Genomic DNA, 20360 nt, shown 5'->3' with positions numbered 1-20360 from the left:
CAGTGGGTGCGCGGCACCCTGGAGCACATCCGACAGCGCGGCGGCATCCACCACGAGTGGTTAGACCGATACATCACCGAAGACGGCAAACGGCATTGGATCTGGGGAGGCAGAAGGCTGGGCATGCCAGCCTTCCCCAGCGGTCGCTCCGTGCCAGCCTTTCCGCGGGCCGGCGCGCCGTTGGCTGGCCGCAAAGACCGCGACATCAACCTCGACTCGGTGCGTTCGGCCCAGTCTTGGTATGCGCGATGGAGCGCGAAGACGCTGGGCGTCAACACCGCGCACGGAGCCAAACTTGCCGAACACCTCTTGCACACCTTGGCCCGGCAAGACGTGTTGCGCTCCTTTGTCACCGAGAGCAAAGCCAACGTTTATGCCATCAGTCAGAGCGCCGTGCTGATTGAGGCCATTGATGCTCAAGACCTCGCCGCCGGGCAGACGCTGCTGGTGTGCGACCTATGCCGCGACCACGTGCCAGCAACACCAACCGTGGTTGGACAACTGGCTGGCGGCCCTGTCTGGTGGCTCGCTGCGCCGGGCAGCTGCTGGCGACGCCGCGCGACGACAACTTTTATCGACGCCTCTATGGCTCAGCCGACATGCGCCGGGTGGTCGCCCGCGAGCACACCAGCCTGCTCGAAGACGTCGACCGGCGGGCAGTCGAAGACGGCTTCAAAGCAGCTCTGCCCTCTCCCGATGCCCCCAACGTGCTGGTTGCTACCCCGACGCTGGAGATGGGCATTGACATTGGTGACCTGTCTAGCGTCATTCTGGCCTCGCTTCCCGAATCCGTGGCCAGCTATTTACAGCGCATCGGGCGCGCCGGCCGACTGACCGGCAACTCCCTGAACTTGGCCTTCGTGCGAGGTCGTGGCGACCAGCTGCCCCGGCTCGGCAACCCGCTGTCGGTGATCAACGGCGAGGTGCGGCCACCAGCGACCTACTTGGATGCAGCCGAGATCTTGCGCCGGCAATATTTGGCGGCAGTGATTGATGACGTGGCCCGCAACAGCCCCGATGTCATGCCCGCACGCTCTGAGCGGGCGTTGAAGTCATCGGCGCAGGACACTTTTTGGGCGAAGTCATCAGCCAAGGCAGCGCTCGCGGCGAGTCGCATCTAGACCGCTTCCTCGCTGGTTTTGCCACTCTCGACCCCGCTGTCGTGGAGGATCTGCGGCGCTGGGCGCTGACCACCGACGACCTCGACGACAGCCTGCCTGCCCTGGTGCATCGGGCCAGCCAAGACTGGAACCAGGTCATCGAGACACTGCAACGCCGTCAGCGCGAAGTCGAAGAGGTGCTGCCGGGCCTGCGCGCCGCTGCCGAAAGCCCCGCAGCCACCGAAGATGACCGGCGCGACTTCCGCACCGCCGAAGCCACCCTCAAACTCACGCGAGGGGAGTTGTCGACCCTGCGCACCCAACACTGGGTCGCCAGCCTGGAAGAACGCGGCATCCTGCCCAACTACACCCTGCTCGACGACATCGTCACCCTCGAAGCCCGAGTGACCTGGGTGGACCCCGACTCAGGCCGATTCGAGTCAGACTCACGCACGGTGCGCCGCGACTCGGCTCAAGCCCTCCGCGAGTTGGCACCGGGTGCAACGTTCTATACCCGCAGTTTGGCGATGAAGATCGACGGCGTTGACCTGGGCCAAGACGGGGCCGACATTCACCCCTGGGTCTTTTGCTCCGAGTGCGGCTTTGGTGAGCAGACAGAAACCGCCCTGGCGCAATGCCCACGGTGTGGCAGTGGGGCCATCGCTGACACCAGTCAACACCTCAATGTTGTGCGTATGTCGCACGTGCACTCCGAAGTGCGCCGCGACCGAGACCTCATCACAGATGGCAAAGACGAACGCGACAACAAAGCCTTCACCATCATCACTGCGGCCGACCTCGACCCCATGACGATCGACCGGCAGTGGAAGGTCGCGGGTGTCGACTTTGGCGTAGCCCACCACCGCAAAGCCGACCTGCGATGGCTCAACTTGGGGCCAGCCAGTCACGGCGCGATCAACTCGGGCCGGGTCGCTGGGCGAGATGTTTCGGCTCCGCTCTTTCGTGTCTGCGCGGGCTGCGGCAAACTCGACAACACGGCTGGGCACAACACCCGCAACGAGCACCGGCCCTGGTGTCGCCACCGTGGCTCCAACAGCGAAGACACCAGGTCAATTGCCCTCAGCCGGCACCTGCGCACTCAAGCGGTCGTGGTCACCCTGCCGCAATCGGCAGAGCTGGGCGACGACTTTGGCCTGCCGAGCCTGGCTGCTGCCTTGCTGCTGGGGCTGCGCGAAGAGATCGGCGGCGAGCCAGACCACCTGCAAGTCGAGATCGTGCCAGCCCCAGTGCCAGAGGGCGGCCCCGGTGATGTGCGCGATGTCTTGTTGATTCACGACATGGTCCCCGGTGGCACCGGCTACTTAGCCGACCTGGCACAGCCCGAGCGGGTGTGGCGGCTGCTGGCCCTGGCATACCAAACGATTGCGCAGTGCCCATGCCGCGACGAAGGGCGACTGGCTTGCTATCGGTGCCTGCTGCCCTACTCGCGAGGGTTTGGTGCCGACCGGCTCTCTCGGGTCTCGGCCGAGCGACACCTGCGCGAGATCCTGGCCCTGGCCGAGGATCAGTCGGTGCAGGATGTTGACCCCGAGCTGATGCCCTGGCCGATTGAAGATGGCCCGGTGCAGCAGGAAGCGAGCGAGTCGCCCCTGGAGTTGCAGTTCCGGCAAGCCTTCAAGGATGCGGTCGCCCGTGTCGGGGCGATCATCACTGAGCAACCCGGCCCGACTGGCAACACCATCAAGGTGCGCGGCGTCGATCACAACCGCGCGTGGACGCTGCGGCCGCAAGTGTTGATGCATGGCAGCAAACCGGACTTTGTCCTGGAGCCCGAGGTTGGCAACGGGCCCAGCATAGCGATTTTTGTGGATGGTCACGCCTTCCACGCAGGGGTGGGTGCTAAGAACCGGATTGCCGATGACTCCGTCAAACGGGCCGCCCTGCGCGATCAAGGTGTTGAAGTTTTCGCGGTCACCCATGCTGACTTGTCTGGGCCGCCTCGTGACCTGACCTGGCTGCGCCAAGACGCGGTTGCCACCCTGATGGGCCTGCCTGCCGGAGTTCCGGGCTCTGGCCTGACCCAAAGGTGGTGGACACCGCACGCCTTGGGCCGATTGAGATGTTGTTGGGCCGGATGCTGCGACCCGAGGAGCGCGGCCCTCGGCGTGAGTTGGCTGAATCGGTGGGGCTGATGATGTTCCGCGAGGCTCACAGTGTCTTGATTTCGGATGAGGCACCACTGGCCCAGGTGGCTGCCGATGTGCTGGACGGGGAAACTCTGGGCGGCAGCAAGCAGGCCGCGCTGTGGCGCCACGGGCACGTCGTGGCCCTCGTCGACTTTGCCGGCTCGGTGCCGCGCACCGTAGTGATGATTGATGATCGCCCCGAGGCGCTCGACACCACCAGCCACCACGACGACTGGTTGGAATGGCTTGCCCTGAGCAACGTGATGACGGCGGCCCAGTTGGGCGTTGAGATCACCGCACGGTCGCTGGTCATCGCCGAGAGCGGGCGGAGGCAGAGCCCGATGAGCCTCGGTTGCCGGCGGCCTGGGACGAAGTGGCTGAGCACATGACGCTGGCCGAGCGCTCGCTGGCTGGCCAGTTGGCCGCGCTCGGTGTGCCCGTGCCCATTGTCGGTGCTGAGGTGTTGGATGGGCAGGTGGGCGATTTTGTCTGGGAAGACGCGCGGGTCGTGGTGCTGCTGGAGGCCGACGCAGAGTTGGAGACCGAGTTGGCGGCTGCCGACTGGCACGTGCTCGGGCCGACCCCAGAATTGATTAGTCAGGCATTGCAACAGGTGGGAGAGCGCTAATGGCGGGCATCTTTTTGCAGCAAAAAGATCGACAAGTCGATCAAGGCCAAGGCCTACACCTTCATGGAGAAGTTGCAGACCGACGACACCGCACCCGGGCTGCACATTGAGCCCATCGTGGGCGCCCAAGACTCTCGGGTGCGCACCGGCAGAGTCGATGACAACTTTCGTGCCGTGATGTTCAAGGTGACTGCTGAAGGCAGCGTCACCTATGTCATGCACGGCTTCTGGAAGCACGATGTGGCCAACCGCATTGCCGAGTCGGTCATGCTGACGGTCAACCCACTGACCGGTATCGCCGAAATCAAGACCTCCGTTGACTCCGAGGCGCTCGCAGCCGTGGCTGAGGCCTCAGCTGAGGCAGCTGCTGGCTCGTCGACGCCAACGCCAACACCTACGGCAGCATCAACGCAGCCTGAGGTGACTGCCGGGCCGGGGCTGTTGGAGCACTATGGCCTCGATGCTGAAAAGCTGATCAAACTTGGCCTGGATGAAGAGTTTGCCCGCGCAGCCATGACTGTCTCGGATGAGGCGGCGCTGATGGCCTTGGTGGAGCGCTGCTCAATCGAGTGGCAAGGGCTGGCCTTGATTGATCTCTCAGCGGGCAAGCCCATCGAAGAAGTGAAGTCGATCTATGGCCTTGATCGCCCTGTTGACGAAAGCGGCACTGAAGACGAACAACTCCTGCGAGGTCTGGAGCACCCGGCGAGCCAGCTCACGTTCGCCTGGATCGAAGACAACGAAGAGTTGCGGCGGGCTATCGAGGAGTCAGAGTTTGCTGCCTGGCGCACTTTCTTGCACCCGCTGCAAGCCAAGTTTGTGGAGCGAGACTTCTCCGGGGCTAGCAAAATCACGGGCGGTGCAGGCACCGGCAAGACGGTGGTCGCACTGCACCGAGCCCGCCGACTGGCCAAGGAGGCAGGCAGCCCACGAGTGGTGCTGACGACCTACACCACCAACTTGGCGGCGAGCCTGCAACGAGACATCGTGCGACTGGACCCAGACGTCGCCTTAGCCAAGCGGTTGGGGGAGCCGGGTCTGCGGATTGATGGTGTCGATGCGCTGATCCGTGCGGTGCTCGCCCAAGCGGGTGCGGGTATCGCCACGGCCAGCGAAGCAGTGCTGGGCTATGGCACCACTCAGGTGTTGCAGCGCACCGACAACCAGGCGTGGGACGAAGCCATCGAAGCGGCAGGTCAAGAGCTGCCGGACAAGCTCAGAAGTGCTGCGTTCTTCGCTGCCGAATATGGAGCTGTGGTGTTGCCACGACGGGTGAAAACCGAGACGGCCTACTTCCGTGCGCCACGACGCGGGCGGGGCGTTGCGCTCTCCCGCGGGCAGCGAGTGGCCGTCTGGGCGGTGATCGAGAGTTATCGAGCCTCGAGCCGTGCCCGAGGGACGATTGACTTTGAAGAGGCCGCAGCCATCGCGGCTGAGCACCTGGATATTGAGGCCGAGACCGGTTCGCGGCTTGCCGATCATGTCTTGGTCGATGAGGGCCAAGACCTGGTGGCCACCCGGTGGCAGTTCTTGCGTGCTCTGGTCGCGCCGGGGCCGAATGATCTGTTTATCGCCGAAGACTCCCACCAGCGCATCTATGGGCAAAAGATCACCCTGTCGCACTTGGGCATCCAAACTCAGGGGAAGTCGCGCAGGCTAACGCTGAACTATCGGACGACGGCGCAAAATCTGCGATGGGCGATGAGCGTGCTCGATGGCTCGAGCTTTAGCGACATCGACGGCGACAGTGAGTCACATGACACCTATCGCTCGGCTCGCTCTGGCCCGGTGCCGGTGGAGTTGGCCTGCGGGTCAATGACCGACGAACTAGACCAGGCAGCTGAACTGCTCAAGGGTTGGCTGGCTGATCCTGATGTGGCTTCGGCTCCCGAGACCGTCGCGGTGCTGGTGCGTGACCAGTATCAGCGCGAGCGCGTGGTCAACGGACTCGAGGAGCGCGGCATCGACGTGCGGCCCGTTGACCGGGACGCCATCCGGGCAGGAAGCCCCGTGGCCATGACGATGCACCGAGCCAAAGGCACTGAGTTTGCGCGGGTGCTGCTGTTTGGTGTCCGTGACGGCTCGCTGCCCTCGGGGGTCAAAAAGTATGACTTCAGCGAGGCTGACCTGCAGGATGCGCTGTTGCGAGAGCGTTCGTTGCTCTATGTTGCGGCTAGCCGAGCCCGGGATGTGCTGGCGATCTCGTGGTCGGGGCAGAAGTCATCGATGCTGAGTGACTGATCTCTTCGTGACTTAACTCCACGCGTAATCGGGTGCCCGCGTCTCCCGTGACATACAAACCCGGAATGCTCAAACCGACTACGGCACACGTCACGCGCTTCGAATCGCACCGCGTTATCGGGGGAGGCCACTTAGCTTGTTGCCGGTGCTCGAATAGACGGTCTCGCAGTCAAAACTCATCGCCTGCTGAGGTCTTCCGGGGAACACGTCCGCCGAGGATGACCGCTGAAGCGCTTTTTCCGTCGCTTGATCACGGTCCTTATAACTTCTACAGATCGAAGTAAGCGACGAACAGAAACAACAGAGCCTAGCCAAACACTCGCTGGGTCCAAGCATTAGCGAACTTCGCTTCCGGGTCTATCCGCGAGCGCAAGACCATAAAGTCATCCCAGCGCGAATACAACGGAGCCAACGACTCACGCTCCGCAACAAAACACTTGCCCCAGTGCGGGCGGGCACCCAACGGGAGGAGTAGTTCCTCCATAGCCGGAAGCAACGCATACACGGCATCGGTATCTCCCACCCAGGTGAAGTGGAAGGCGACGGTGTCTCGGCCGTAGGCTCCGCTGAGCCACAAGTCATCGCTGCGCATTGAGCGGATCTCGGACGTCTGGATCACCCCAGCCATCTGCGAGGCCAAAGAACGCATCGCGTCCATTCCTTCCAGCGCGTTCTCACGCGGCAAGAAGTATTCGCTCTGCAACTCGTCGCCACGGCTCGGGTTGTGACTGGCGCGAAAGTGTGGCAACCGCTCATGCCAGGGGCCCGGCACTCCGAGCTGCTGCGTCACACCTTCAACAGCCGCGCCGTCCAGCATGTGCTGAGTCTCGGTGCCAGGCTGGGCGCCAAAGAGATCGCTTGGTGCTGTGTCCGACTTCGCCTTCAGCCAGGCTTGATAGACGCCAGCCTCATTCCACCGGGTGAACATGCTGACGCTGTAGGCGGCCGAAGTCAGGGCGTCAAAATTGCCATACACGGAGTCCCAACGCAGATCGAGATAGATATCTTGATGGATGTTGTAAGTCGGGACGAGGTCGAGAGTGATCCGAGCCAGAATGCCCAGTGCCCCCACCGCAACCACGGAGCCATCAAAGTCGACATCACCGCGCTCAAGTCGTCGCAACTCACCATCTGGACCGACTAACTCGACCGCCCGGACTGCCGAGGAGAGCGTGCCGGTCGCATCGCCCGAGCCATGCGTCCCTGTCGAGATAGCCCCAGCCGCCGAGATGTGTGGCAACGATGCCATCGCCTCCAGTGCCCATCCTTGGCGATGTAACTCGCTCGCCAACTCCGCATAGCGCAACCCTGCCGAGACGCTCACAGAGGCGGTCGACGCATCGACGAATATCTCAGCCGGCAACTGGTCCAGCAGTAACAGCCCCCAGATGTGTCAGCTACATCGGTGAAGGAGTGTCGCGACCCGAGCGCACGCACTCGATCGTGCTGCGCCACTAGTTCTTGCACATGGGGCACGCTTTGGGGGTGATCGCCTGCGCCGCACGGTAGGAGTAGTTGCCTGCCCAGTTCTTCATCGCGACCTAGCCCGGTGCATACGTCGTCGTGGACTGCCAGGTCTCGCCGGGCTCAAGCACCGGCGACGGGAAGTTAGGTTGGTTGGGTGCGTCTGGGAAGTGTTGCGTCTCCAAACACAACCCGGTGTATGCCGGGAACGTGCCCCTTCGCTGGCAGGCCTTGGCCCAGATAGATCTGTAGGCCCGGCAGCGTCCCGGACACCGATATGCGCCGCCCCGAACCGTTGTGCGCTACCCAGGCCATGAGGCGAGAGCCAGCCGGGACGGCTTCAGCACCGATCCAGTCTGGCTTCGGCATGTGGTCGGTGAAAACATAGTTATTGTCGAGGCCCTCGCCAAGGATGGCGTCTTGGGTCAGATCGAGCAGTAGCCGACCCGATCGCAAATCGAACGGAGTCCCGGCAACCGAGGCGATCTCACCGGTAGGAAGCGCAGCATCGTCTACGGGGGTGTGTTGTCGCGCTCCCGACCAGATCTCGTGCGACAGCACATCTGGGGTCTGCATCCGTTGCCCAGACTCAGTCGTCGGGAAGCCAGCGAGGTTGAAATAGGCGTGGTTGGTCAAGCTAACGATCGTCGTCGCATCGGTCGTGGCGGTGCTGATGATCCGCACGCCTCCGCTCGGCAGCAGGACAAAGTCGACGCGGACCTCAAGGTTGCCGGGGAAGCCCATCTCACCATCGGGGCTAGTTCGAGTCATCGCGATTGCGGGATCACCATTGACCTCGGTAATGACCCTTCCAGCACTGACGGTGGAAGCCCTCAACCTCACCGTGCAGTGCTTTGTCGTCTTCATTCGGCGGCACTTGATAGGTCTGACCGCCCAACTCGAAGCGCCCACCAGCCAAGCGGTTGGCGTACCGGCCAACGGTCGCCCCCATGAAGTGCCGATCGGCTTCAACACCAGCCAACGTCGCTGGAGCGGCCAGTACGTTGGCTGAGCACCCATCCTGATCGGGCAGCCACCAGTGCACCCAGGTAGCGCCATACGTCAAAACACTCAGCCCGGTCTGGTCCGCGCGCCGCAGTGTCAGTCGCTCGACCGGGGTCCCAGCCTGAGTGACGCCCATCGCTTCTCGAGTTTGCACGAGTCATTTCCTTTGCCTGTTGCCCGTACGGTTAACCGGTGCCTTGGGAAACGTTACTGCTGTTGCTGATCGCTGGGGTGGCGGCGGGCCTCGTCGGTTACCTCATGTGCTTGGCATCACTAATCAGCTTCCCCGCGTTGCTGGCCGCCGGACTTCCACCGCTGGCGGCTAACGTCACTAACACCGTGAGTCTGATCGGGATCGGCGTCGGCTCAACCGCAAAGTCGGCACGGCCACTGTTTAGATCCGGTCATGTGGGCCTGAAACGACAGATACCGATCGCAGTTGCCGGTGGCACTCTTGGCGCGGTCCTCCTGCTTGCCGGAGGCGAGGAAGTCTTCGCGGCGATCGTGCCCCTTTGGTGTTGATGGGCTCTATCACCGTCTTGATCAGCCCCCGACTGCGCAATGAGTGGTGACACCGACCGACCCCGGCTCTACCTCGTCGGCATGTTCCTCGTCTGCATCTATGGCGGCTACTTCGGGGCTGGCGCGGGGGTCTTGTTCCTCGCGCTAATTCTGATTGGCACGGCGACTCCAATGGCGTTTGCCCTGATGCAACGAGCATTTCTACTGGGCATTGCCAACTTGGTCTCCGCCATTGTTTTCATGTTCATCGCGCCGGTGGCTTGGCCGCAGCGCTCGCGATGGGCACCGGCTGCCTGGTGGGCGGCGTCCTCGGCCCGTCGTTGCGGATTACATCCCCGAGCGGGGCCTGCGCTGGGCGGTCGCGATTGCTGGTGTAGGGCTGGCGATCTGGCTATGGTTTGCCCAATGAGTGCGCAAGTGGCGCAAGACTGACGGATGTCGGCCTTCGTCCAACTACGTCACTACTCCTTCCCCGGAGCCTTAGTGACGTCGTTTTGGCTGTGTACTTCATCGCCAGTTAAGGCACTGAACAAGTGAAACGACGGATACATAATCTTGGCCGAAACTTGGGCCGTCTCGGATTGACTCACCCCTTGCTGGCGAGTCTCATTGGTCCAATGAGCACCACACAAACGCCTCAGAGCGAAACGGATCCTAGGGGAACATTCTTCGGCCATCCACGGATGCTGGCTAACCTATTTAGCGTCGAGCTGTGGGAGCGATTCTCGTTCTACGGCATGCAGGGGATCCTGCTCTACTACATGTACTACACGGTCGCCGAGGGTGGCCTGGCGATTGACCGTGCGACCGCGACTGGCCTGATCGGTGCTTACGGCGGTGGCGTGTATCTGTCCACCATTTTGGGTGCATGGCTGGCCGACCGAGTGTTGGGCTCCGAAAAGGTCCTTTACTACTCGGCCATGATGATTATGTTCGGCCACATCGCTCTGGCTGTGCTACCCGACACCTTGGGTCTAACCATCGGTTTGGTGCTCGTCGGCATTGGCTCAGGTGGGCTCAAGGCCAACGCCACCTCGTTAGTAGGCACCCTGTATGCCGAGGGCGACGACCGCCGCGACGCTGGCTTCTCTATTTTCTACATGGGCATCAACATCGGTGCTCTTGTCGGACCGTTGATCACCGGTTGGCTGCAGGTCAACTATGGCTTCCACATTGGCTTTGGTGCGGCGGCTGTTGGTATGGCCGTCGGACTCACGCAGTATGCGCTGACCCGCAAGAACCTTCCGGCGGCGGCTGGCGAAGTCACTAACCCGCTGCCATCATCTGACCGCAACAAGTACCTGCTGATTGGCCTGGCCACCCTTGTCGCCCTTGCCCTCGTGCTCGTCACGGGTCTGATCAACGCGGGCAACCTGGCTAACGTGATGGCCACCGTCGCCATTCTTGCGTCTATCGCCTACTTCGTCATTCTGCTGCGCAGCCCGCGGGTCACCGAGGTCGAGCGCAGCCGAGTGATGGCCTTTATCCCGATGTACGTCGCTTCCGTCGGCTTCTGGGCGCTGTTCCAGCAGCAGTTCACGGTAGTGGCCATCTACTCAGAAGAGAGCCTCAACCGCTCCATCTTCGGGTGGAAATGCCACCGAGCTTTGTGCAGTCGATCAACCCGGTCTTCATCATTATCTTTGCCGGTGTGTTCGCCGCCATTTGGACCAAGATGGGATCCAAGCAGCCTGGCTCGCCGCTAAAGTTCGCTGCGGGCCTGGTCGTCATGGGCTTCGCCTTTTGGCCTTTATCCCATTCTCGGGTGGCGGTGCGAACAGCACCCCGCTGTTGGCCCTGGTGTTCATCCTGTTCTTGTTCACGGCTGCCGAGTTGTTCCTATCGCCGATCGGCCTTTCGGTGGCCACCAAACTGGCACCGTCGGTGTTCCGCACCCAGATGGTGGCGCTGTTCTTCTTGTCGATCTCGGTCGGCACGACCCTGGCTGGCATCTTGGCTGGCTACTACGACCGCGACAACGAGATCCCTACTTCTCGGTCATCGGCATCGTGTCGATCGTGTTGGGCATCGGCCTGGCCGCCCTTGCGCCCATGCTGAAGAAGGCTATGCGCGGAGTTAACTAAGCGAGGTTACCTAAGGCCGCGCAAAGGCGCCTCGTCCCAGTTGGGCGAGGCGCGCTTTGTCGTGGAGGCGTCGTTGTTTATGAGCCCTTGCTTGGATCCACCGGCGTCAGGCTTGGATACTTCGGGTTCACAAAGTCTCCAGAGGATTTGCCGGTCAACCGGCGCTGCACCCAAGGGCCGGCGTAGATCTTGGCCCACTCGGCGTTGGCCCGGACCATGTCTTTGCGCCCCGGGAGTTGCTGAGGGGCAGCGGCACATGCCAGTCGGCTTGCTCAGGGTCGTGACCAAGCGTGGTGTATGCCGCCAGCGCCACTCGCTTGTGGCCTTCGGTCGAGAGGTGGATCCGGTCTTCAGACCACATCCGCCAGTCCTGCAGGAAGTCGAAGGACCACCGATTGAGGACATAGCAACCATGCAATTGGGCGATCCGCCAGATATTGGCCGAGTAAGTCGCCATCCGGCCACGGACGTGCTTGATCACCGGTGCGCCACGTGGGTCTGACGGGGTGGCGATCAGCACATCAGCACCGGTCTTGCGCAGTCGGATCACGGCGGCTTCCAACTGATTGGAGATATCGTCCAAGTCGACCTTGGGGCGCAAGATGTCATTGCCGCCGCCAATCATGCTGACCAGATCAGGCTGCATCTCGATCGCTGCGTCGGCCTGCACCGAGACGACATCTTTGAGTTTGCGACCTCGCACCGCCAAGTTGGCGTAGGCAAAGTCGTCAACGTGTGGCGCCAGCAGTGAAGCGAGGCGATCCGCCCACCCGATATAACGGTCTTCAACCTCGGGGTCGCGGTCGCTCATCCCCTCGGTGAACGAGTCCCCAATAGCCACATAGCGCTTCCACGGCTGGGGTTGAGGGCGCAAACTGCCCACCCTGGCAGCGGGCGCGACGGCATACCGGATGAGAGTTGAGTCAAGGCAAACTCCAGTCAATCGGATCGGCGCCCTGCTGAGCCAAGAGCGCGTTGGTTTGTGAAAACGGTGCAGACCCAAAGAAACCACGCCGGGCTGACAGAGGGAGGGGTGGGCACTTTGGACAATCGGCACATCACCCAAAGCAGGCGTCAACGATCGAGCATCACGACCCCAAAGTATGGCGACGAGTGGGCCGCCGCGTTGCACCAGGGCGTCGATCGCTAGCGACGAGACTTGCTCCCAACCTTTGCCGCGATGGCTGGCTGGGGTGCCTGGTTGCACGGTGAGGACACGGTTAAGCAGCACTCCACGATCAGCCCATGGAGTGAGATCGCCCGTGGTCGGCATCGCGAAGCCGAGGTCATCGACCATCTCGGCGTAAATATTCTGCAGGCTGCAGGGGGACTGGCGCCACTTCAGGCGCCACCGAAAGCTCAGCCCAACGGCGTGGCCCGGCGTGGGGTAGGGGTCTTGCCCGACGATCAAGACTCGAACGTCATCAAGGGGCCGGGTGAAGGCCCGCAGCACGTATTTGCCCTCGGGCAGATAGCCGCGCCCCGCTGCGACCTCTTCGCGCAAAAACTGGCCCAACTCGGTGATGGTGTCTTCGACCGGTGCCAAAACACGCGCCCAACTCGGGTGCACGAGTTCGGTTAGCGGCAGCGGAGTCACGTTCTCATCGTAGGTCGGTTACGATCGGGTTGCTTATTGCAAAGGTTTGCAATAAGCAGTTCGACTAGCGGCGACAGGAGCACGGATGGCACAGACGGCACGGGAGCGACCCGTGGCGATGGGGCGCAGTGTGTCGGCGCGCGCGTCCACGAGCACTCCTGCACCAGATCGCCTTGGCCTTCGTGCTCAGCGACGACGCACCGTGAGTTGGATCATCGGCCTCAGCGCGTTGTTGCTGGTCTCGATCGTTCTTGGCGTTGGCGCCGGCGCGGTGCAGATCTCGCCAGTCACGGTGGCCAAGATCATCGGGCACCACCTCATTGGTTGGCCCGCCGAGGTCACCTGGACCCTGCCAGAGGGCTCCATCGTCTGGGATGTCCGAATGCCCCGGGTCGTCCTGGGGATCTTCGTCGGCGCTGGCCTGGCTGTTTGTGGTGTCGCCCTGCAAGCAATGGTGCGCAATGTGCTCGCCGACCCCTACCTGCTTGGCATTAACTCGGGCGCCTCGAGTGGCGCTGCAGCCGCCATTCTCTTTGGCTTCGGCGCTGGCTTTGGCCAGTACGCTCTGCCGATCAGTGCCTTCCTTGGCGCGCTGGCTGCATCGTTCCTCGTTTTTTCATCGCTCGCAGCGGCGGGCGAGTGACTTCGATTCGCCTGCTGTTGGCCGGAGTCGCCGTCGGGTATGCGCTGTATGCCGCAACGAGTTTTCTGATCTTTGCTTCCGGCTCGGCACAGGGCGCCCGGTCCGTGCTCTTTTGGCTGCTCGGCTCGCTGGGCTTGGCCCGGTGGGATGGGCCGCTGGCCGTCGTCTGCATCGTCATTCTGGGCACCATCGCGGTGCTCATGATCTGGGGTCGTCGACTGGATGCCTTGGCTATCGGTGACGAGACCGCGCATACCTTGGGCATTTCACCGGAGCGCTTCCGGACTGTCCTGCTCGCCGTGGTCGCTCTGGCGATTGGGGTGTTGGTGTCGGCAGCCGGAAGCATCGGCTTCGTTGGCTTGGTGGTGCCGCACATGGCTCGCCGCGCCGTTGGCGGTGTCCACGCGCACGTCGTCCCGGTTGCTGCCCTGATGGGCGCCATCTTGCTGGTTTGGGCCGACCTAGCCGCCCGACTCTTGCTGCAGCCACAAGAAATTCCGATCGGCATCGTGACCTCATTGGTCGGCGCGCCGTTCCTGCTCATTCTGATCCGCCGCTTTCAGGCCGAATCCTCCTAACCCGGAAAGGAAACGCATGTCATCTCGCAATCGTGCACGCTCGGTTTCTGCCGCGCTCCTGGGCGCTTCCCTGCTCACGCTCGCAGCCTGCTCTGGCGGCGATGCGCAGGAGACCGCTTCGTCAACCCAGGCGGCAGCGGCCAATGGCGACTACCCGCTGACCATCCAAAACTGCGACACCGAGGTCACTTTGATGCAGCACCCGAGCGCGCCGTGTTGCTCAGGGCCGACGCGGTGCCCTATCTGCACGAGTTAGGGGTGATGGACCGGGTGACTGCTCGCGCCGGGGTGTATCCGCCGGAGTACTACGACGACGAGACCCTCGCCGAGTTGGACGAGATCACACTCATTACGGATGAGTTGGACACCAGCGGCCACTTGCAAATCTCCAAGGAGGTTGTGATCGCACAGCAGCCGGACCTGGTGCTCGGTGAAGTCGATAACCTCTCGCGCAGCACGCTGTCGGCCGTTGATATCCCGCTGATCTCCGAGCCCGCCTTCTGCCCAGCGGGAATGGATACCCCCTCTTTTGACGACATCTATAGCCAAATGTCTTTGTATGGAGATGTCTTTGGCCAGCCAGACCAAGCGGCACAGGCAAACGAAGCTCTGCAAGCCCGGATGGATGAACTGACCGCCGAAGTCGATGCCGACTCCGGCCGCACCGCGGCGGTCCTTTACCCCACGGTTGGCGGAGGCACGACCTACGCCTATGGCACTAAGAGCATGGCGCACCCACAGTTGGAGGCCGCCGGCTTTGAGAACGTGTTTGCCGACGTAGACGAGCGGGTCTTTGAAGTCTCCGTTGAAGAGTTGCTGGGTCGCAACCCCGACGTGCTGGTCCTCTTGTATGACGCAGGTGACCCGGAAGAGGTCGAGGCCGCCGTTGCTGAGTTGGCTGGCGCCGAAGGCTTGTCGGCGATCCAAGACGGCAACGTGATGACCCAATTGTTCAACTTCACCGAGCCAGCATCGCCATTGACCATCGATGGGCTGGAGATGATCACTGACCGGTTTGGCGACGAACCATGATTCGGGCTGAGGATGTCTCCTGGAGTTATGGAGACAGCCTGACCATCGACGGTGTCTCGCTGGAGGCGCGGCCAGGTCGAGTGTTGGGTTTGATCGGGCCAAACGGCAGCGGCAAGACAACTCTGCTGCGGCTGCTCTACGGCGCGCTGAAGACGAAGACCGGCCATATCGCCATTGATGACACAGATCTGCGCTCCATGTCCGCGAAGGCCACTGCGCAAAACCTCGCAGTCGTGGTGCAAGAGAGCGTTGGCGAGACCGTGATGACGGTCTCGGAAATGGTGATGCTGGGGCGACTGCCCCACTTGTCGACCTTCCAGCGCGCTAGCGACCATGACGAAGGCATCGTCGCTGACTGCCTCGACCGAGTGGGCGCCTTGCATTTGGCATCACGATCTTTTGCTGGTCTCTCCGGTGGTGAGCGGCAGCGGGTGTTGATTGCTCGTGCTCTCGCCCAAGAGGCCACCCACTTGTTGTTGGATGAGCCCACCAACCACCTCGATATTCGCTACCAGCACGAGGTCCTGAGCATTGTGCGGGCCCTAGACACCACCACCATCGTGGTGCTGCACGATCTCAATCTGGCGGCGCGTTATTGCGATGACCTCGTGCTGCTCAGGCCTGGCAGTGTTGCCGCGGCAGGGCCAACGTCACAGGTGCTGGACCCACAGACGCTCACCGAGGTCTACGGCATCGGTGTGGAGCGCGTGGAATCTGGTGGCCATTTGCACTTGCTGTTTGAGCCGCTTCGGCCAGCCATGGCTGAGGCTAAACAGCCCTGATGGGGTCGCTGTGACTCGTGGGGCAGCAGACACGCGGGGCAAATGACATCGTTGTGGTTCCGTGCCTAAACTGGGCAGTAGCACGGGCCATTTGGCGTGTGCGGATCATCAGCAATGCACCCCAGTAATGCACCCGAGAGGATCGTCGGTATGGCCGCGGCTCACCAGATCGATAAGGCACCGGGCTCGTCGGAGCTCTCGGAGCGCGATCGCGGCATCCTCGACTTTGAGCGTCAGTGGTGGAAGCAACAGGGCCTCAAAGAGCAGGCGATCCGCGAAAAGTTCGACATGGGGACCACTCGCTACTACCAGGTGCTTAACCAACTTCTTGACTCAGATGTCGCTCTGGCGCATGACCCGCTACTGGTCAAGCGACTACGCCGACTGCGCTCGCAGCGCCAACGCAAGCGCTCAGCGCGGCGTTTGGGCTTTGAGCTCGACACCTGATTTGTAGGCAAAGCCACCTAAGTGTGTAGGCATATCTGCAGGTCGCCGAACCTGTTGCGGCACATTACAGTTCCCCTTTTCGCTTGCTCCGTCCTACCATGGAGTTATGCCAGCCCCCAGTGGCGCGAGATCGCGCCGAGTGTCTACGTCCGTAGGCACGACGAGTTGGAGCTGAACTGTGGCCTGGTGGTCGGCGACAAGCGAGCCTTAGTTATCGACACCAGCGGCTCCTCCGCGCGGGGCCAGCAGCTTGCCCAGTCGATCCGCGAGATCACGCCCCTTGAGCCCGTCGTCGTCAACACCCACGCGCACTACGACCACTGCTTCGGCAACTCCGCATTTCGTGATTCTCAGATCTACAGCCACTCCGGTGCCGCCGATGATCTACGACTGACGGCCGAGCACCAGCGCGAGCAGTTGATCGCCCACCTCAACAACACCGAGCGGGCGGAGTGGGCCGAGGAAGTCCGCAACACCGAGATCGTGTTGCCGTTCTATCTGATCGACCAAGACACTGAGGTCGACCTCGGTGGTCGTGTGGTCCACCTGCTGCACGGCGGACCGGCGCATACCGACCATGACCTGGCCGTTGCCATACCTGATGCTGGCGTGGTGTTTTGGGGCGACATGGTCGAGCAGGGCGCTGACCCGATGATGGAGGACGCCTTCCCACTGCAGTGGGCAGAGACGATGCGCAACCTGCAAAGCAAGCCAGTCGTCTCCGAAGCCACCATTGGGGTGCCCGGTCACGGCGATGTTGTTGACCCCGTCTTTGTTTTAGAGCAGGCAGAGAAGTTGCAACGCCTGGCCGACGAACTGGCTGAGGCGCTGGACTCTGGCGTCCGTGAGGTCGATGCGCTCGTCAATAAGAGCCGTGGCTTGGGCCTGCAAGACACCACGCTTCGTGAGGCAGCAATGCGCGCCCTCGAAGTATCACGCCGCTAACTGCCGCAACATTTGCACTCGCAGGGGTCGAGTGCTAATCATGGAACTAGCACTCTCTATAGGAGAGTGACAGAAATGACAGACCGATCGCCTTGTTGAGGGTTGGTTGAGCAGGGAGACATGATCCCTGAGCGACCTTCTCGTCCGTCGCGGGCAACCTGGCGATCATCACCGTTCAGCGTGTGGGAGGAACCACCCGAATGGCTAAGACCATTGCTTTTGACGAGGAAGCACGCCGCGGACTCGAGCGGGGTATGAATACCCTGGCCGACGCGGTCAAGGTGACCTTGGGGCCAAAGGGCCGCAACGTCGTGTTGGAGAAGAAGTGGGGCGCACCCACGATCACCAACGACGGTGTGAGCATCGCCAAGGAAATCGAACTCGAAGACCCCTACGAAAAGATCGGCGCTGAGCTGGTCAAGGAGGTCGCCAAGAAGACTGACGACGTCGCCGGTGATGGAACCACCACCGCGACCGTGTTGGCTCAGGCGATGGTCCGCGAGGGTCTACGCAACGTTGCCGCGGGTGCAAACCCGATGGCACTCAAGCGTGGCATCGAGCAGGCAGTCACCGCTGTGACCGCCGAGCTGCTCAACATGGCCAAGGACGTCGAGACCAAGGAGCAGATCGCCCAGAGCGCATCTATCTCTGCGGCTGACACCGAAATCGGCGGCATGATCGCCGAGGCCATGGACAAGGTCGGCAACGAGGGTGTTATCACCGTCGAGGAGTCCAACACCTTCGGCCTGGAGCTTGAGCTCACCGAGGGTATGCGCTTCGACAAGGGCTACATCTCGCCCTACTTCGTGACCGACACCGAGCGCATGGAAACCGTGCTTGAGGACCCCTACATCCTCATCATGAACTCCAAGATCGGCACCATTAAGGACTTGCTGCCCCTGCTGGAGAAGGTCATCCAGTCCGGCAAGCCGATGATGATCATCGCTGAAGACATCGAGGGCGAGGCCCTGGCCACCCTGGTTGTCAACAAGATCCGTGGCAACCTCAAGGGCGCTGCGGTGAAGGCACCCGGATTCGGTGACCGTCGCAAAGCCATGCTCGGCGACATCGCCATCTTGACCGGTGGCCAGGTCATCTCCGAGGAGGTCGGCCTCAAGCTCGAGACCGCCGAGATCGACGTCCTGGGCCGTGCCCGCAAGGTCGTCATCACCAAGGACGAGACGACCATCGTTGAGGGCTCCGGCGACGAGGACCAGATTGCTGGTCGCGTCAGCCAGATCCGTCGCGAGATCGAGAACTCGGACTCCGACTATGACCGCGAGAAGCTGCAGGAGCGCTTGGCCAAGATGGCCGGTGGCGTTGCAGTGATCAAGGCTGGCGCAGCAACCGAGGTTGAGCTCAAGGAGCGCAAGCACCGCATTGAGGACGCTGTCCGCAACGCAAAGGCTGCCGTTGAAGAGGGCATCGTCGCCGGTGGTGGCGTTGCACTCATCCAGGCATCCAGCGCATTTGAGGGCCTGCAGTTGACCGGCGATGAGGCCACTGGCGCCAACATCGTCAAGGTCGCCATCGAGGCACCGCTGAAGCAGATCGCCATCAATGGTGGTCTTGAAGGTGGCGTGGTCGCCGAGCGCGTCCGCAACCTCACCCCCGGCCACGGCCTCAACGCCGCCACGGGCGAGTATGGCGACATGCTGGCCTTCGGTGTCGCTGACCCGGTCAAGGTGACCCGTTCGGCCCTGCAGAACGCAGCCTCGATTGCTGCGCTGTTCTTGACCACCGAAGCAGTTATCGCTGACAAGCCGGAGAAGGCTTCGGCCATGCCAGCTGGCGACGACGGCATGGGTGGCATGGGCGGCATGGGCTTCTGATCGACGCCTAGCTCACCAGGCTGCACAGCAGTTTGATGCACCAAGGGCGGCCACCTCACTCGAGGTGGCCGCCCTTGGCGTCTGCTGGGCCTACTGAGCAGTGAAGCGCGCGCGGTTCATCTCTTCGACCGAGGCGTAGTCATCACCGGCCGACTTCAGCGCCAACGAAATCTGCTGCAGGCTGGCCCGCACCCGCTCCTGCGTGGTGTTCCAGTCGGCTGCCACCGTGGCGAAGTTGCCAGCCGCCCCGCCCTGCCACGACCCTGCAGGGCGTTGAGTTTGCCCATCATGGCCTTGACCTCGCCTTCAATTGAGGCGGCGATCCGGTTGATGTCACCCGAAGCGGCTTGGATTTGTGCGGTATCAACGCGAAATGTTGAGCTCATGGTTCCCTCCCATTGGTCTGCGCAAGCCGGTTGGCGTCGCGACTTCGACCATATGAAGATCGGAACATCCACCGCAGAAGATATCCACAGACCTCCCCTCAGACCCGTTCTGGGACTAAGGTCAACGCGTGACCATTTGGATTGATCCGCCGAGGTGGCCCGCACACGGCCGCCTCTGGGCGCATGTCATCTCGGACACCTCGGCAGCCGAACTGCACGAGTTTGCCCGAGCGGCTGGCATACCTAAGCGGTCGTTTGAAGGGGATCACTACGACATTCCGGCCGAGCGGCACGCTGATGTTGTGGCCGCGGGAGCCACTGCGACCTCGGGGACTGATCTGGCGCGACGGCTGGCCAAGAGTGGGTTGCGCTTTCGCAAGCGTCGCGGTGAGCGGCCGCTAGGGCGATTTGAGGAGGGTTTGCCTGCCGTCGGAGGCCCGCACACCCTCGACATCGTTGCCTCGCCACACGAGCCTCCTACGTCCTCTGGTGCGACCGTGGTGCTCATCACCAGCGGTGACCAAGTAGTGCTGGTGCGGAACGCTTCACGCCCAGGGTGGATGCCACCGGGCGGCAAGCGCGAGCAAGGGGAGACGCTGCGGGAGTCGGCCGTGCGCGAGATCCGGGAAGAAACCGGGCTATGCCTCGAGCCGCAAGACTTGATGCCAGTCGGCTATGAGCGCATCACCATCACCCCCGGCGAAGAGCGGCGGCACTGGGACGCGGGGGATAACCACATCGCGGTGTATGCCGCGCAGGTGCCGGATAGCACGCCGGTCGCCCCGCTCGAAGCGGACGTCTTGGAAGCCCGCTGGTTCAACCTGAAGGAAGCGCACGAACTGTGCATTGACCAGCCGTGGTGTGTGTTGGTGCAGCACTTCTTGGAGCATCGCTGGCCGGAGCTGGTGGAGCAGAGCGGCTAACCCA

The 20360-nt window shown here is 62.4% G+C and carries 21 protein-coding genes and 3 pseudogenes; 16 read left to right on the top strand and 8 right to left on the bottom strand.

All coding sequences use genetic code 11. The features are described 5' to 3' along the window. Nucleotides 1-60: 60 nt before the first annotated feature. On the bottom strand, nt 61-420 hold the full coding sequence (locus L0A91_RS09275) for a hypothetical protein (protein WP_235244065.1): 360 nt from the start codon (nt 418-420) through the stop codon (nt 61-63). Between the two features lie 38 nt (nt 421-458). Between L0A91_RS09275 and L0A91_RS09270 the strand changes: the two genes are divergently transcribed. The 5 genes from L0A91_RS09270 to L0A91_RS09250 all read left to right on the top strand — a co-directional run bounded on the left by L0A91_RS09270 (nt 459) and on the right by L0A91_RS09250 (nt 6116). Continuing rightward, complete coding sequence (locus L0A91_RS09270) at nt 459-1121, top strand: helicase-related protein (RefSeq protein ID WP_235244064.1); 663 nt, start codon at nt 459-461, stop codon at nt 1119-1121. Next, complete coding sequence (locus tag L0A91_RS09265; protein WP_235244062.1) at nt 1073-3253, top strand: DUF1998 domain-containing protein; 2181 nt, start codon at nt 1073-1075, stop codon at nt 3251-3253. The genes L0A91_RS09270 and L0A91_RS09265 overlap by 49 nt, the downstream gene beginning before the upstream one ends. Next, complete coding sequence (locus L0A91_RS09260) at nt 3196-3636, top strand: hypothetical protein (RefSeq protein WP_235244060.1); 441 nt, start codon at nt 3196-3198, stop codon at nt 3634-3636. The genes L0A91_RS09265 and L0A91_RS09260 overlap by 58 nt, the downstream gene beginning before the upstream one ends. Beyond that, nucleotides 3633-3875: a hypothetical protein gene (locus L0A91_RS09255; RefSeq protein ID WP_235244058.1), complete on the top strand. Its 243-nt coding sequence runs from the start codon at nt 3633-3635 to the stop codon at nt 3873-3875. Before L0A91_RS09260 ends, L0A91_RS09255 begins: the two co-directional genes overlap by 4 nt. Before the next feature lie 63 nt (nt 3876-3938). Beyond that, nucleotides 3939-6116 (top strand): 3'-5' exonuclease, encoded by a 2178-nt coding sequence (locus L0A91_RS09250; RefSeq protein WP_235244056.1) that lies wholly within the window; start codon nt 3939-3941, stop codon nt 6114-6116. 307 nt (nt 6117-6423) lie between these two features. On the opposite strand, the gene L0A91_RS09245 is transcribed toward L0A91_RS09250, so the two are convergent. The 4 genes from L0A91_RS09245 to L0A91_RS17460 form a co-directional block, all read right to left on the bottom strand. Beyond that, a complete protein-coding gene (locus L0A91_RS09245; protein ID WP_235244053.1) occupies nt 6424-7479 on the bottom strand; it encodes a D-arabinono-1,4-lactone oxidase in 1056 nt (351 codons plus the stop codon). A 178-nt stretch (nt 7480-7657) separates the two neighbouring features. Then, nucleotides 7658-7765 carry a hypothetical protein gene (locus tag L0A91_RS19860; protein ID WP_397333695.1) on the bottom strand — a complete coding sequence of 36 codons (108 nt, stop codon included), beginning with the start codon at nt 7763-7765 and terminating at the stop codon, nt 7658-7660. Further along, nucleotides 7725-8351: a hypothetical protein gene (locus tag L0A91_RS17465; protein WP_260115175.1), complete on the bottom strand. Its 627-nt coding sequence runs from the start codon at nt 8349-8351 to the stop codon at nt 7725-7727. Before L0A91_RS17465 ends, L0A91_RS19860 begins: the two co-directional genes overlap by 41 nt. Nucleotides 8352-8364: 13 nt before the next feature. Further along, nucleotides 8365-8739: a hypothetical protein gene (locus L0A91_RS17460; RefSeq protein ID WP_260115174.1), complete on the bottom strand. Its 375-nt coding sequence runs from the start codon at nt 8737-8739 to the stop codon at nt 8365-8367. 38 nt (nt 8740-8777) lie between these two features. Between L0A91_RS17460 and L0A91_RS09235 the strand changes: the two genes are divergently transcribed. The 3 genes and pseudogenes from L0A91_RS09235 to L0A91_RS09225 all read left to right on the top strand — a co-directional run bounded on the left by L0A91_RS09235 (nt 8778) and on the right by L0A91_RS09225 (nt 11191). After that, nucleotides 8778-9107: a hypothetical protein gene (locus tag L0A91_RS09235; protein ID WP_235244051.1), complete on the top strand. Its 330-nt coding sequence runs from the start codon at nt 8778-8780 to the stop codon at nt 9105-9107. Between the two features lie 39 nt (nt 9108-9146). Then, on the top strand, nt 9147-9539 hold the full coding sequence (locus L0A91_RS09230) for a hypothetical protein (RefSeq protein WP_235244049.1): 393 nt from the start codon (nt 9147-9149) through the stop codon (nt 9537-9539). Between the two features lie 185 nt (nt 9540-9724). After that, nucleotides 9725-11191, top strand: a pseudogene (locus L0A91_RS09225) (peptide MFS transporter). 154 nt (nt 11192-11345) lie between these two features. Here the strand turns inward: L0A91_RS09225 and L0A91_RS09220 are convergent. Both L0A91_RS09220 and L0A91_RS09215 read right to left on the bottom strand, forming a co-directional pair. Then, complete coding sequence (locus L0A91_RS09220) at nt 11346-12002, bottom strand: SGNH/GDSL hydrolase family protein (protein ID WP_235246586.1); 657 nt, start codon at nt 12000-12002, stop codon at nt 11346-11348. Between the two features lie 112 nt (nt 12003-12114). Further along, nucleotides 12115-12788 (bottom strand): annotated as a pseudogene (locus tag L0A91_RS09215) (uracil-DNA glycosylase). Between the two features lie 85 nt (nt 12789-12873). Here L0A91_RS09215 and L0A91_RS19855 point away from each other — a divergent pair. The 7 genes and pseudogenes from L0A91_RS19855 to groL all read left to right on the top strand — a co-directional run bounded on the left by L0A91_RS19855 (nt 12874) and on the right by groL (nt 19047). Then, nucleotides 12874-14009: pseudogene (locus L0A91_RS19855) on the top strand (FecCD family ABC transporter permease). 16 nt (nt 14010-14025) lie between these two features. After that, nucleotides 14026-14265, top strand: coding sequence for a hypothetical protein (locus L0A91_RS09200; protein WP_235244036.1), 240 nt, complete (start codon nt 14026-14028; stop codon nt 14263-14265). After that, nucleotides 14244-15041, top strand: coding sequence for an ABC transporter substrate-binding protein (locus tag L0A91_RS09195; RefSeq protein ID WP_235244034.1), 798 nt, complete (start codon nt 14244-14246; stop codon nt 15039-15041). The genes L0A91_RS09200 and L0A91_RS09195 overlap by 22 nt, the downstream gene beginning before the upstream one ends. Then, nucleotides 15038-15823, top strand: a complete 786-nt coding sequence (locus L0A91_RS09190; protein WP_235244032.1) for an ABC transporter ATP-binding protein — start codon at nt 15038-15040, stop codon at nt 15821-15823. Before L0A91_RS09195 ends, L0A91_RS09190 begins: the two co-directional genes overlap by 4 nt. A gap of 150 nt (nt 15824-15973) precedes the next feature. Continuing rightward, nucleotides 15974-16270 carry a DUF3263 domain-containing protein gene (locus L0A91_RS09185; protein ID WP_235244030.1) on the top strand — a complete coding sequence of 99 codons (297 nt, stop codon included), beginning with the start codon at nt 15974-15976 and terminating at the stop codon, nt 16268-16270. Between the two features lie 186 nt (nt 16271-16456). Beyond that, nucleotides 16457-17215, top strand: coding sequence for an MBL fold metallo-hydrolase (locus L0A91_RS09180; RefSeq protein WP_235244028.1), 759 nt, complete (start codon nt 16457-16459; stop codon nt 17213-17215). A gap of 200 nt (nt 17216-17415) precedes the next feature. Continuing rightward, nucleotides 17416-19047 (top strand): chaperonin GroEL, encoded by a 1632-nt coding sequence (gene groL / locus L0A91_RS09175; RefSeq protein WP_235244027.1) that lies wholly within the window; start codon nt 17416-17418, stop codon nt 19045-19047. Nucleotides 19048-19137: 90 nt separating this feature from the next. Here the strand turns inward: groL and L0A91_RS09170 are convergent, their stop codons facing one another. Continuing rightward, nucleotides 19138-19272 (bottom strand): hypothetical protein, encoded by a 135-nt coding sequence (locus tag L0A91_RS09170; protein WP_235244024.1) that lies wholly within the window; start codon nt 19270-19272, stop codon nt 19138-19140. A 289-nt stretch (nt 19273-19561) separates the two neighbouring features. On the opposite strand from L0A91_RS09170, the gene L0A91_RS09165 reads away from it, so the two are divergent. Beyond that, the gene (locus tag L0A91_RS09165; RefSeq protein ID WP_235244022.1) at nt 19562-20356 is read left to right on the top strand and encodes a DUF4031 domain-containing protein; all 795 of its coding nucleotides are present in this window, start codon (nt 19562-19564) and stop codon (nt 20354-20356) included. Nucleotides 20357-20360 lie beyond the last annotated feature (4 nt).

This window comes from Ornithinimicrobium sp. INDO-MA30-4 (genome assembly GCF_021535045.1).
Taxonomy (GTDB): Bacteria; Actinomycetota; Actinomycetes; order Actinomycetales; family Dermatophilaceae; genus Ornithinicoccus.
Note: the sequence above shows the minus strand (reverse complement) of the source record. Positions and strands in the feature narration are given on the sequence as shown.